At 62.0% G+C, this 11119-nt stretch carries 10 protein-coding genes and 1 pseudogene; 5 read left to right on the top strand and 6 right to left on the bottom strand.

Annotated features, from left to right (window positions below):
* Nucleotides 1–9 precede the first annotated feature (9 nt).
* Nucleotides 10–1203, bottom strand: a complete 1194-nt coding sequence (locus tag KHO31_RS36745) for a flavin-dependent monooxygenase (protein ID WP_201073505.1) — start codon at nt 1201–1203, stop codon at nt 10–12.
* 133 nt (nt 1204–1336) lie between these two features.
* Nucleotides 1337–2491 (bottom strand): LLM class flavin-dependent oxidoreductase, encoded by a 1155-nt coding sequence (locus KHO31_RS36740; protein ID WP_201073507.1) that lies wholly within the window; start codon nt 2489–2491, stop codon nt 1337–1339.
* Nucleotides 2492–2797: 306 nt separating this feature from the next.
* On the opposite strand from KHO31_RS36740, the gene KHO31_RS36735 reads away from it, so the two are divergent.
* Nucleotides 2798–3148, top strand: coding sequence for a VOC family protein (locus tag KHO31_RS36735; protein WP_201073509.1), 351 nt, complete (start codon nt 2798–2800; stop codon nt 3146–3148).
* Between the two features lie 92 nt (nt 3149–3240).
* On the opposite strand, the gene KHO31_RS36730 is transcribed toward KHO31_RS36735, so the two are convergent.
* Nucleotides 3241–4422 carry a helix-turn-helix transcriptional regulator gene (locus KHO31_RS36730; protein ID WP_201073511.1) on the bottom strand — a complete coding sequence of 394 codons (1182 nt, stop codon included), beginning with the start codon at nt 4420–4422 and terminating at the stop codon, nt 3241–3243.
* 285 nt (nt 4423–4707) lie between these two features.
* Here KHO31_RS36730 and KHO31_RS36725 point away from each other — a divergent pair, with 285 nt between their 5' ends.
* The 4 genes and pseudogenes from KHO31_RS36725 (at nt 4708) to KHO31_RS36710 (ending at nt 8651) form a co-directional block, all read left to right on the top strand.
* Complete coding sequence (locus KHO31_RS36725; RefSeq protein ID WP_201073513.1) at nt 4708–5658, top strand: alpha/beta hydrolase; 951 nt, start codon at nt 4708–4710, stop codon at nt 5656–5658.
* 20 nt (nt 5659–5678) lie between these two features.
* Nucleotides 5679–6482, top strand: coding sequence for an enoyl-CoA hydratase/isomerase family protein (locus KHO31_RS36720; protein WP_201073515.1), 804 nt, complete (start codon nt 5679–5681; stop codon nt 6480–6482).
* 68 nt (nt 6483–6550) lie between these two features.
* A pseudogene (gene ribBA, locus KHO31_RS36715) lies at nt 6551–7651 on the top strand (bifunctional 3,4-dihydroxy-2-butanone-4-phosphate synthase/GTP cyclohydrolase II); the annotation flags it as partial.
* Between the two features lie 133 nt (nt 7652–7784).
* Nucleotides 7785–8651 carry an SDR family NAD(P)-dependent oxidoreductase gene (locus KHO31_RS36710; RefSeq protein WP_211625734.1) on the top strand — a complete coding sequence of 289 codons (867 nt, stop codon included), beginning with the start codon at nt 7785–7787 and terminating at the stop codon, nt 8649–8651.
* A 153-nt stretch (nt 8652–8804) separates the two neighbouring features.
* Here the strand turns inward: KHO31_RS36710 and KHO31_RS36705 are convergent, their stop codons facing one another.
* From KHO31_RS36705 to KHO31_RS36695, 3 genes are all read right to left on the bottom strand, one after another.
* Nucleotides 8805–9095, bottom strand: coding sequence for a hypothetical protein (locus tag KHO31_RS36705; protein WP_211625732.1), 291 nt, complete (start codon nt 9093–9095; stop codon nt 8805–8807).
* Between the two features lie 149 nt (nt 9096–9244).
* Nucleotides 9245–9499 carry a hypothetical protein gene (locus KHO31_RS36700; protein ID WP_211625730.1) on the bottom strand — a complete coding sequence of 85 codons (255 nt, stop codon included), beginning with the start codon at nt 9497–9499 and terminating at the stop codon, nt 9245–9247.
* Between the two features lie 841 nt (nt 9500–10340).
* On the bottom strand, nt 10341–10811 hold the full coding sequence (locus KHO31_RS36695) for a GNAT family N-acetyltransferase (RefSeq protein WP_211625728.1): 471 nt from the start codon (nt 10809–10811) through the stop codon (nt 10341–10343).
* Between the last annotated feature and the right edge of the window lie 308 nt (nt 10812–11119).

Raw genomic sequence — 11119 nt, 5'->3', positions numbered from 1 at the left:
CGGCATCCATCAGACGAAGAAGTCGGTATTCGGACGTCCGAGCATCACGGCGCCGAGATTCTGGCCGAAACGGTCGACGTTGTTTGCGTAGTGCGCGCGCGCCGCATGCAGATCGAGAAAGCGCCGCACCAGCGGATTGCGGTTGTAAATGCCGTTACCGCCCGCGTAACGCAGCAGCGCGTTGGCGGCCTGTGCACAGCGTTCGGCCACTTGCGCGGATTGATAGCGGAAATGCACGCGCCGCTCGATCGATACCGCCGGGCCGCCATTGGCCGCCGCCAGCAGTTCGGCGAAGTTGCGCTTGAGCAGCAGCTTCATTTCATCGAGCGCGACCGCCGCGTTGGCGCAGGCGGTTTGCGCGCCGGTGTCGTCGGTGGTTTTCGCGCCGCTGTTGGCGCTCACGCGAGTGGCCGCGTAGGACGTGAAGTCATCCAGCGCGCCTTGCAATGCGCCGATGCACGCAGTGCACACCGCACGCACGAAGATCTGCGCAAACGGCAGATGGAACAGCGGCGCGTCGTTGAGCGCCAAGCCGGGGCTCGTGCCCATCATGCCGTCGATGGCTTTGTGCGTGCGATAGTCCGGCACGAACGCATCGTTCACCACGATGTCGTGGCTGCCGGTCGCGCGCAGGCCCAACACGTCCCAATCCTGTTCGATCGTGTAATCGCTTTTCGGCAGCAGGAAGGTGCGGTATTCCGGCGGTTCGCCTTCTTTCGCTGGCGGCACCAGCGCGCCAAGAAAGATCCATTCGCACAGTTCGCTGCCGCTGGAAAACTTCCAGTGCCCGGACAGCCGGAAGCCGCCGTCAACGGGCGTCACCCGGCCCACCGGCATATAGGTCGACGCAATCAGCGTGCTTTGATCCTTGCCCCACACGTCCTGCTGCGCGCGTTCGTCGAACAGCGCCAGTTGCCAGTTGTGCACGCCGACCACGCCGTACACCCAAGCGGTCGACATACAGCCGCGCGCCACGGCCATCTGAATTTCGAAGAAGGTCTGCGGATCGAGTTCGTAGCCGCCGTAACGCTTCGGCTGCAGCACCTTGAAAAAACCGGCGGCCTGAAAATCGGCCACTGTTTCGGCAGGAATCCTGCCATTCGCCTCGGCCTGCGCGGCGCGCCCGGCGAGTACCGGCGCAAGCGCTTCGGCGCGGGCGATTAGTTCGGCTGCAAGGGCGTTCGAATCGTTGTCGCGATGCACGGCTGTCTCCATGATGGCGCGCGAGATGGGTGTCGCGCCTGTTTTGTTGGGTTCATCTTCGAGCTGTGGCTGCGGCGTCGCATCGTCTGAAGGGACTAGCGACGCCTGTCTTGCCCGCTCTTATGCAGCGACCTTAGGCGGCAACCTGCGCCTTCTGCTTCTCGGCCTTCAGACGGTTGAAGTACGGAATCACGTGCTCGCCGATGTTGCGGATCGTTTCGAGCTGCGCTTCCTGGGGCACCGTGCCCATCTGGCAAAGGAACAGCACTTCATCCACGCCCGCTTCCATCAGCCGGCCGACATAGCCGATGCAATCGTCGACGGTGCCGTAGGCGTGATTCGGGTTCATCATCGAAAGCGCCGGATCGCTGAAATCGACCACCACCTCTTCCGACGCGAAGCGCGAACGGATCACCATTTCGCCGGTATTGCCCTTCACGAGGTCATCGCCCCAGCTATCGGGGTTCGGGCGCTCGCCGCCGGTGTACCAGTAAGCCAGCGACTCCATGAAATAGCGCTGGCCGCGAATGCCAATCTTGCGGGCCTGCTGACCGTCGCTCATCACGACGGTCGGGCACAGGGCGGCCAGATGCTGGGTGGGACGGAAGCCGACCTGGTCTTCAGGCTTGCGCGTGGCCCATGCCTCGCGATAGATCGCGTTTTTCTTCGCCACTTCATCCGGGCCGCCGAAACCGAGCACCAGTGCGCCCAGACCGCGTTGTCCGGCGCGCAGCAGGCCGTCGTTGTTGGTACACGCCATGTACATCGGCGGATGCGGGTCCTGGAACGGCTTCGGGTGAATCGGCCGTTTAGGAATCTTGATGTATTTTCCATCGTGTTCGATCTCGTCCTGCACGAACATCTTCGGCACCAGGTACATCGATTCGTCGATCATCGGTTGCAGCTCGGCGAGGTCATAGCCGAACGCACCCGCTTCCTGCTGGCTGCCGCCTTTGCCGACGCCGAAGTGCACGCGGCCACCCGACAGAATGTCGAGCATGGCCACACGTTCGGCCACCTTGATCGGATGATTCATCGCCGGCGGCAGGCAGATCACGCCGTGGCCGAGGCCGATGCGAGTCGTGCGTCCAGCCAGATAGGCGAGGAAAGTCTCCGGGGCGCTCATATGCGCGTAGTTCGTCAGCGACGTGTGTTCGACGCACCAGACGGTATCGAAGCCCATCTGTTCGGCGAGCAACGCCTGCTCGACGGTCTCCTTGAATACCCGGTGATCGCCTTCCCGCGAAGCGTCCGTGGTCTGGGCTTCGTAAATCAGAGAAAACTTCATTGCGTGCGTCTCCATGAATTTTGGACTGTGCTGAAACGGGCGGTCCGTTCTCGACCCACCGTTTCGTACGATGATCGTGACGGTCCACGGAATGAAGTTTCAGTTCGCGCGTGCGGGCCGGCATCGTCTATTTGGATTAACGGTGCGCGCTTTGGCGTAGAAGCTTTGATCGAAGGCGCTTTTTGCCTTCTGTTTCGCTGTGTTTTCGCACTTCGGCTAGTCCGATTGGACCTCGTGCGGCGCCTGAGTGCGGCGCTACGATCGAGCCGCTACACAACGCTGTTCAACCGATGGGAGTGCAACGCAATGAAGGCTTCGATGATGCTGTACCCGGTCGACACAATCGATGCGGCGCTGCCGCTCTTTGTCGACGGGCTGGGTTTGACGGTGAAGTTCCGCGACGGCGAACGCTATTGCGCGCTCGATGGCGGCGCACTGACTATCGCGCTGGTGGCGGGTGAGGAACGGATCGTCGAACGTGCAGCGCTGGTGTTTCGCGTGGACGAAAACGACGACCTGTATGCAGCGATGGCGCGCGTGGTAGCAGCGGGCGCGTCAGTGCGCGTGCCGATTCAGCAAGGGCCGCACGAATTGCGCGCGGTGCTGGAGGACAAGAACGGCGCGTTGCTGGTGTTGTCGCAAAAGCGCGCGGCTTAAGGCGTTGGAGGGTGTGCCGCGCTTGATCCAGGCGCGGCACACGCGGTGACTTCGTTCAGATCGGGCGAGTTCAGGCCCACTTCAGCCGGATTTCAGCCGAGCGGCACCACACTGCCCAGCAGAATACGCACGAGCGTGGCCTGACGTGTCACGCCCGTCTTCGAGAAGATCGCCCGCAGATGGGCCCGCGCCGTATTCTTGCTGATGCCCAGTTCGTCGGCCGCTTCTTCCAGTGTCAACCCGTTGGTCAACAGCAAGGCGAGCGAGGTCTCCGCAGGCGTGAGGTCGAACAGCTTGCGCACGATCTCCTGAGAGCCCTGCGATTTACGATCGGGATCGCGCAAAAACAGTACTGTTGCCGGGCGGCGTTTATTGTCCTCGGACCAGTCCGATAGCGGAATCGTACGCACCAGCACGCCGAGTTTCGGCTTGTCGCAACCGCGCGTGATCGGCATGGCTTCGACAATCGGCGCGGCGGTGCCGAAGTGCCCCATCAGTGCATGGCGCACCAGACGTTGCAGATTGCGGTTCTCCTGCGCGTCCGTCGCCTCGACGTTGCCGTGCACGATCCGCAGACCGTTGCTCTGCGCAAGAATTTCATCGGCCACGCTATTGGTGCGCATGATCGCGCCGCTCTCGTCGAGCGTCACTGTACCCACCAGCATCCGGTCGATTGCACTCGCATACAGCGTGCGTTCCGACTCCACGATATCGAGGCGCGAATGCAGTTCGACCGCGCGCCGCAAATGCGGCAGCAACAACGCGCAAAACGCCTTGTCGCGTGCGGAAAAATGCTTCGCGGCGTGACTGCGGCACACGCGAAACCGGCATTCGACGCCCGACTCCGTGCGCAGATCGGCGCCCATGATGTAGCGGATGTCGGCCGGCTTCAGGAACTGTTTGTAGAGTTCGCTGGTAAGCCAACCGGTGTCGCCGAATACTTCGTCGACCGTCACCACGCGGTCCGCCGGCAAACCGACGAACGGGTCGAGCGAATAGTAGTAGTTGTTGTACGACGCTTCGCCCGGCACGCCCGACCCCATTTCGGACGCGTGCACCATCAAACCGCGCCGATCGCTCGAGGGCGATCGCAGAATCAGGGTTGCGTAGCTCGCGCCGAGCGAGGTGCGGATCAGTTCGAGCGCGCCAGCCCACGGCGTGCTTTCCAGCGCCCCCTGATAAATACGCGCGGTCAGCTCGCTGAACTGCGCGACGCTCACCTCGGCCAGTTCACTCATGGCCTGGCCCTCTTCAGGGGCCCATTTTGTCTCCATCAACACTCCGTCCTCCATGCGATCTTGCATCGCGTCGCCAAGCTTAAGGGCCGATCTGTTTGCTGGCATCGGGGGAAGTACTTAGCTTGCGGAAGTTTCGCTGAGCGTGCGAACGAACTCTCGTCCAATCGGACGATGCCCCCGTAAAGCCGCCGCGCTTCAATGCGTTCAGTGGTGCGGCGTGCGCGCTAAATGGCCTGATTTGCGGCTCGATTCACGTCTCGCGCGGCCGCCTCGTCTATACCCGGTATAGCCGCTTTCATAACAGATTACTCAGGAGACCCGATGGCGCTCGATCTACAGGCGCAGGCCGTGCTCGCCGCTCTCGCCGGCATGCCCCCGCTCGACTTCGCGCAACTCACCGCGCCCGCGTACCGCGCAATGCTCGCTGCGGGCGGTGGTTTTGCGCCCGGCGACACCGTTGCGGCAGAAGAAGATCTGATGATTCCCACCGCAAGCGGCCCGCTTGCTGCACGTCTCTATCGGCCAGTGACTGAAGACGGCGATGGCAGCGGCCTGCTGCCCCTTACTGTTTTCTTTCACGGTGGCGGTTTTGTTTCGTGCGGGTTCGATACGCACGCAAACCTTTGCCGTTGCCTCGCGCAACGTGCGCGAACGGTCGTGCTATCGGTCGATTACCGGCTCGCGCCGGAAGCGCGTTTTCCGGCCGCCGCACTCGACGCGTGCGACGCAGTGCGCTGGGCTGCGTCCAACTCAGCTGATTTACGCGTGCGGCCCGGCGCCATTGCCGTAGCCGGCGACAGCGCAGGCGGCAATCTCGCCGCAGTGGCCGCGCAGCAGTTGCGTCATAGCGGCGTGAATATCGCGCATCAGGTGTTGTTCTATCCGGTGGTGGATTGCGCCACCGAACATCCCTCATACGAATTGATGGGCGACGGCTACTTACTGACGGCGGGCATGATGCGCTGGTTCAAAGAACAGTATTTCGCGGAAGGCGCCGATCGCGCCGATCCGCTCGCCAGTCCGCTCGCCGCCGCTGATCTCACCGGCGTAGCCAGCGCCACCATCATCAGCGCCGAGTACGACCCGTTGCGCGACGAGGCCGAGCACTATGCGGCGCGTCTCGCGCAAGCGGGCGTGCTCACGACCCATCTGCGCTGGCCGGGGCAAATGCACGGCTTCGCCAGTTTGCTCGGCGCGCTCGATGCGGCCGACCATGCCCTCACGATGGCAGCGCAAACCTTGCGCCATGCGCTGCACGCCCAGAACACCTGACTCCGCTGACTAGAAAAGACATGACTGCATTAATCCGCCTCGCGGCCGAAGACGGCATCGCGACGCTCACGTTCGACCGCCCCGAGGCGCTGAACGCCCTCAACGAAGCGATGGCAAACGAACTGAACGCCAAGCTCGCACGCCTCGCTCACCACGACGAGATTCGCGCAATCGTGCTGACCGGTGCCGGCAACGCCTTCATGGCAGGCGGCGATTTGCAGACCATGCGGGCCGCACTCGATGCGAAGCCCGTGGCGCGCGACCGCTCGATCGGCAGACTCGTACGGCTCGCGCAAACCGTGGCCGAGAACGTCACGGGTTCGCGCAAGCCGGTCATCGCCAGCGTCAACGGCGCGGTGGCGGGCTTCGGCTTGAGCCTCGTCGCGGCCTGCGATCTGGCTATCGCTGCGAAGAGCGCGACCTTCACCTCGGCGTATGGCCGCATCGGCACCTCGCCGGATGGCGGCGCGACCTACACGTTGCCGCGTGCGCTCGGCACCAAACAGGCCGCGCAATGGATGTATCTCGACGAACGGCATACCGCCGACGAAGCGTTGCGAGCGGGCTTCGTCAACTGGGTCGTACCGGACGATGATCTCGTCGCGCAAACGCGTGCGCTGTTAAAGCGGATGGGCGCACTCTCGCCGGATGCGTTCGCCCAAACGAAGAATCTGATCCAGCACGCGCCCGAGCGCAGCTTCGCCGAGCATCTGTACGCGGAGCAGCGCAGCTTTCTGCACTGCGCGGCGGGTGACGATTTTCGCGAAGGCATCGACGCATTCTTCGACAAACGCGCGCCCGTATTCGGTTCCGGCGCACGTTAAGCGCTCCTCCCCGCTTTTTTGTACGCAGCAATAGCAAACAGCAACAGCAGTCGCACAGGAATAAACCCATGAAACTCGCCACTACCAACGAAATCGTCGCCGAACTGAAAGCCGGCCGCATGATCATTCTGGTCGACGAGGAAGATCGCGAGAACGAAGGCGATCTGGTGATTGCCGCTGATCACGTCACGCCCGAAGCCATCAACTTCATGGCGCGTTTTGGCCGCGGCCTCGTTTGTCTGACGCTCAGCGCCGAGCATTGCGCGCGACTCAAGCTCGCGCCGATGGCGGAACAGAACGGCACGCAGTATGGGACCGCGTTCACGGTCAGCATCGAGGCGGCGCAAGGCGTCACCACCGGCATCTCCGCTGCGGACCGCGCGCATACGATCCGCACTGCGATTCACGCGAACGTCCGGGCCGAAGACCTGGTTCAACCGGGCCATGTGTTTCCGATTGCGGCGCGCAGAGGCGGCGTGCTGGTACGTGCCGGGCATACCGAGGCCGGTTGCGACCTCACCGCGCTGGCAGGCTTGACGCCTGCTGCGGTGATCTGCGAAATCATGAATGACGACGGTACGATGTCGCGCCTGCCGCAACTGATCGAATTCGCGGAACTGCACGGATTGAAGATCGGCACCATCGCCGATCTGATTCACTATCGGAGCACGCACGAGTCGCTCGTCGAGCGGGTCGGCGAAAGGCCGTTGCATACGCCATGGGGACCGTTTCGCGCCATTCAGTATCGCGACACCGTGCGCCAATCCACGCATCTCGCGCTGGTGCGCGGCACGCCTTTGCCCAACGTGCCGGTCCTCACACGCGTGCACGAATGCTTTTCGCTGCTCGATCTGCTCGATGCCGAACCGTCCGCACATTCGTGGCCATTGCACGCAGCCTTGCAAAAAATCGACGCGGCCGGTTGTGGCGTAGCGGTGCTGCTCGATTGCGACATGCGGGCCGAGGCGATGAACAGCACTAACAGCGGCACGCCGGCGCGCAAGGACGGCCGGCTCTCCGGTATCGGCTCGCAAATTCTGCGCGACCTCGGTGTGCGTCGCCTGAATGTGCTGTCGAGTCCGTTCAGGCTGCCGGCGCTGTCGGGTCATGAACTCGAAATCATGGCGTTCATTCCACTTGGCGAAGCGGATCTGGATAACCCGCACGCGTTCGAGCACGCCGCTGCCGCGCCGCGGGTCGGCGCGCCGCCGATGTCGGCGCCGGCTCGGTCCGCCGCAACGGTGCAGGCAAGCGCTCGGACCGCGTCATACGAACTCGAAGCCTCTTAATGGTGAATTCTCGATGACTCAAGCTAAAAAGCCCTATGTCGCTCTCGTCACCGGTGCCTCACGCGGCGCCGGTAAAGGTATCGCCCTCGCGCTTGCCGCGACTGGCGCGACGGTTTACGTGACGGGGCGCACGCAACGCGAAGGCGATGCACCGTTGCCCGGCACCGTGCACGCGACGGCAATCGAAATCGACAAGCTCGGCGGCCAAGGCATCGCCCTCACCTGCGATCACGCTGACGATCAGCAGGTGGCGGAAGTGTTCAACTACATCCGGCACAACAGCGGACGCCTCGACATCCTCGTCAACAATGCCACCGCGTTGCACGATGAACTGATTCGCCCGGCACCGTTCTGGGAAAAGCCGCTAGACCTGGTTGATATTCTCGATGTCGGCTTGCGCTCCGCGTATGTCGCGAGCTGGCATGCAGCGCAGTTAATGGCCGCGCAAGGCGACGGGCTGATCGCGTTCACGTCCTCGTTCGGTGCGAGCTGCTACATGCACGGCGCGGCATACGGCGCGCAGAAAGTGGGCGTCGACAAGTTCGCCAAGGATATGGCCGTCGATCTGAAACCGCATGGGGTTGCGGCGATTTCCATCTGGATGGGCATGCTGCAAACCGAGCGCACTGCACGCGTGATCGCTGAGCATCCCGAACAGTATGCCGGTTTCAGCGAACTCGCGGAGACACCGCAATTCACGGGACGCCTGATCGATGCGTTGTATCGCGACCCGCAACGGCAGCAGAAATCCGGGTTGGTGCTGGTCGGTGCGGAGCTTGCGCGCGAGTACGGTATCACCGAGCTCGGCGGCCGACAGCCGCCTTCGCATCGCGAGGCGTTGGGTGGGCCGGTGCAGGCGCATCCCGCGATTGTGGCCTGATACTGCGCAGCGCACGTGGAGCGGCACGGCGGTTCTATATGCCGTGCTGTGCCGCATGGGTTCCTGCCCAGTCTTGCCTTGCCGCGTGGTCTAGTATTTGGTCTTGTCCTACCGTGCCGCACGGTGCCGCGTCTTGTCCGGCGGTGTCGGCAGCTAGAAGCCTGTCACCACCATCGCGAAGACAAGCGCTGCACCACCCACTGCGCCGAGGAATGTAAAGCATTGCTCGTCGGCGCCCGAACGGCGTGCCCAGATTCGTCCAACGAGCGCGGCCAACCCGGTGATTCCCAGAAACAGCGACAGCGACGACCCCGCCGTGCACACCATGCCGGGAAACTCGTCGCTCCAGGCGCACGCATAGAGTTGCCGCACAGATACGCCGACCACGCCGATCGCTACCAGTACGCCGGCAATCAGTCCATCCCGCTGAACTCTGGATTTCATTTACAGCCCTCCTGCATCACGCTCTCCCCCATCCCCATACGCGGCCTCAACGCTTGCCGCGCGGCTGTGCGCCTCGATACGGTGGACGGGAAGCCCCGTCGAGCCGTTCTCGGTTCATACCGCCATTGACGGCGATTCGGCGCGTGGGGTCATCGTCCGGATGGACTAAGGGGATTGCCCGACGGATTTCCTGAGGGATTTCCTGAGGGATTTCCTGAGGGATTTCCTGAGGGATTTCCAGGGAATCGCCGGGGAAATGCGATGACCGGCATGCCGGCGAGCGTCAAGGCGTAGGTGATCGCGAGCCAATCAATATACGTATCGAAGTGCTGGCCGACTGCATAGCGGATATCGCGCGCTTCCACCGGGAACGGCAGCACGATAGAAGCGGGGCGGATCAGCACGTCGCGACGTTGCGCGCGCACCTCTTCATCATTCGCTGCATACGAGATACCGCGCACAACCGCGAAATATCACCAATGGACACGCACCTCTTCAATGTTGATTCATGGACATTGAGACACTTCCCTGTGCTCTTCGCGTACGCTCCCGCGACTCAGCGGAGAAGGTTATATGGATGCCGATCGCTGGCACGCCGATTGACGCCTAGGCACAGAGGATTTAGCCCTATTGGCGCATCGCTATTTTGATTGCAGCCGTCTTGTGGGGGATCACGTTTAGCTTCCGAACATTTGACCAAATTGCTTCCGTTTTCTCTGTATGAACACATTGGAATGGGTCTACCCGAAACCGAGAATCAACCGGATAGCCTCCAAGTTTGACGCCTGATAGCGATATGACTTTCATGCGTGCAGTTGTTGACAATTGACTTCCGCCCCCCCCCCCGCAGCTACTTCCGGCAAACGAGCGCCTTTGTTGCGAGCGTCGGACGGAACCATCCACCTGGATGAGACGCGCCGGTCGGACTACGCGTGCTGCCCCCTCATAGACCGCAGTTCGGCCGCAGCGGACGTTGGAGTTTCTTTGAATCGAAACTTGTCGAATGACTGCTTTCGCGGAACGCCAAGGACTGAAGTCGGCCGATAGTGTTGAAAAAGTCGGTGACCCTCCGTATCGGGAGGTTTTCATGGGTCACTTTGCCCTTAACTGACAAGCACGAGCGGCGTGTAGGCCGATCTGAGAGGTCCATTTTTCGCCGAGCGGATCGGCGACGGCGCGCAGCGACTTTTTCAACACTATCGGCCGAACCCGGCTGTTCCCGCCGGGGACACGGTGCGTGCGAGACTACGCGTGCCGCTCCACAAGGGCTGGTGACGACGAAGGAGCAAGCACCAACGTGGAGACCTTGCCGTCGTTTTCGATTTCGACAAAACCGATTCTGCTGTACCAGTCATAGGCAGCTCGGTTGCATACGAAGACATTTAAGTACAACGGCTTCTGTAAGTAACTGGACAATGACATGACCTTGGCAATCGCTGTACTTCCGATCGACTTGTTTTGCATCTCCGGCACGATACAAAGCATCCTCAGCCATACGAGATCTGGTTCGACGTCCCAGTGCACAAACCCGCATCGGCTGCCTTCCCACGCAACTGTTTGACAAGTGCCCTGGCGAAGGCTTTTCGCAAAGCCCGCTTGCTGCAACTCGTCATCCCAGCCATAGGCTGAGGTAACGAAACCTTTCATCGTTCGCCGGTACGTGTCAAATAACCATTCCGAGTCTCCGGGTACGGCCAGCCGAAAATCTAGATTCATCACAACCGCCGATCACGATAAGCAGGTCTTCGCCAGAGTACTGGATAAGGGGGATCGGCATCAATCGGTTGAGGCCGGCGAACGCCGACGGATGCGGAATACCGTTCACCGGACAACTGAGTTACCGATCCGCTGCTGGCCGAACCTGGGCTCCCGACGAACCGCCGAAATCGTTAAGGGTTATTCGATGCCTGCCGTCAACCACAGGCATGCGACGGGCCTCTGCGCGTGTTGGCAGGCGTCGAATAAGCCCGATGGAGGAAACCGCGGAGTGCCCCGACGCGGTTAGGGGTTTCGCGGCTATGGTG

It is taken from the genome of Paraburkholderia domus (genome assembly GCF_905220705.1).
Classification (GTDB): Bacteria; Pseudomonadota; Gammaproteobacteria; order Burkholderiales; family Burkholderiaceae; genus Paraburkholderia; species Paraburkholderia domus.
Note: the sequence above shows the minus strand (reverse complement) of the source record. Positions and strands in the feature narration are given on the sequence as shown.

Bases quoted from the DNA above. Each gene is read 5' to 3' on its own strand.
- KHO31_RS36740 (WP_201073507.1), bottom strand. From the start codon at position 2,491: ATGAAGTTTTCTCTGATTTACGAAGCCCAGACCACGGACGCTTCGCGG.
- KHO31_RS36710 (WP_211625734.1), top strand. From the start codon at position 7,785: ATGACTCAAGCTAAAAAGCCCTATGTCGCTCTCGTCACCGGTGCCTCA.
- KHO31_RS36730 (WP_201073511.1), bottom strand. From the start codon at position 4,422: ATGGAGACAAAATGGGCCCCTGAAGAGGGCCAGGCCATGAGTGAACTG.
- KHO31_RS36720 (WP_201073515.1), top strand. From the start codon at position 5,679: ATGACTGCATTAATCCGCCTCGCGGCCGAAGACGGCATCGCGACGCTC.
- KHO31_RS36735 (WP_201073509.1), top strand. From the start codon at position 2,798: ATGAAGGCTTCGATGATGCTGTACCCGGTCGACACAATCGATGCGGCG.
- KHO31_RS36705 (WP_211625732.1), bottom strand. From the start codon at position 9,095: ATGAAATCCAGAGTTCAGCGGGATGGACTGATTGCCGGCGTACTGGTA.
- KHO31_RS36725 (WP_201073513.1), top strand. From the start codon at position 4,708: ATGGCGCTCGATCTACAGGCGCAGGCCGTGCTCGCCGCTCTCGCCGGC.
- KHO31_RS36695 (WP_211625728.1), bottom strand. From the start codon at position 10,811: ATGAATCTAGATTTTCGGCTGGCCGTACCCGGAGACTCGGAATGGTTA.